At 63.0% G+C, this 1064-nt stretch carries 1 protein-coding gene; it reads left to right on the top strand.

From position 1 onward, the window contains the following. Positions 1-230: 230 nt before the first annotated feature. Positions 231-671, top strand: coding sequence for a hypothetical protein (locus D7Y15_RS43625; RefSeq protein WP_121756231.1), 441 nt, complete (start codon positions 231-233; stop codon positions 669-671). Positions 672-1064: the final 393 nt, after the last annotated feature.

Below are 1064 nucleotides of genomic sequence, written 5' to 3'. Positions count from 1 at the left end.
GCGCAGGGTGGGCAGGCCGCCGGGGGAGGGGACGGATGAGTCGCCGGACATGGCGGTATGGACTAGCACTGAAGCGCACGCGGCGCCCCTGAGGAATCGTGTGGGAGCCTGCTCGGCGGGCGTTCCTGGGGAATTCTCCCTGCAGGCCAGTCCGCACCTGCATGCGAGCCGTGGGAGTGGCGCACGGCGGAAGGATGCACTCAACGCGCGCCGGGCCGTATCATCGTCGCATGACGACACGGCGCACGCTCACTGATCTGATGAACGACGTGTCCGGCCGCGGCGCCCGCGACTGGTCAGTGCCTCAGGACCTGGGCTGCGATCGCATGACGGTCACGGCCGCCTGGCTGGCGAGCGACGATCCGGTAGCGATGCTGTTCCTGCTCGCCGCAGTGCATCCCCGACGCGAAGTGGAGAAGTGCATCGAGCTGGCGACCGAGATGTCGTTCTTCGAGCCCATGCGGGACGAGGCTCACACGATGAGTCGCCGCCTCCCCGGCATGAACTTCAATGGTCGGTCACCGTTCTACTTCATTCATCTCTACCAGATGCTGCACTCCGCCTTGCGGTGGATGGAGGACACCGAGCGGTCGCGGCTTGAGCTCAAGCTGGCCGCAGCGATCCGCGTCGTCGTCCCCGATCCGTTCACGCTCGTCGGGCCCGCCGCATAGGGCCAGAGATGAGCAGGCGGATTCTCGACTCGCTCAAGAGCGTGAAGAACGGTTTTCACGCGACTTTGCGCCTGCGCTAGCCTTGGCTGATGAGAACGCCCATTGCCTGTCTTGCTATCGTTATCGCCGTTTTCGCATGGTCCGCCATCGCACCCTATGAACGCAGCACATGGTGGATGGAGGTCGCGCCCGCTCTCATCGCCTTGCCGCTTTTATTTGCCACATACAAGAAATTCCCACTGACGACGCTGCTCTATGTCTTGATCGCCCATCCGCGTCCGTTTAACGCGATGGAGAAAAGCAGAGCAGAATCAAAGACATAGGTGCAGCCGAGCAGGCAGGCCCGTCGAAACGGGGGGACGAGGAACATTCTCCTGGCATGAAGAAGAGCAC

The sequence above is a fragment of the Corallococcus sp. AB030 genome (assembly GCF_003668965.1).
GTDB classification, from domain to species: Bacteria; Myxococcota; Myxococcia; order Myxococcales; family Myxococcaceae; genus Corallococcus; species Corallococcus exiguus.
This window is presented reverse-complemented; position numbering and strand designations above follow the sequence as displayed.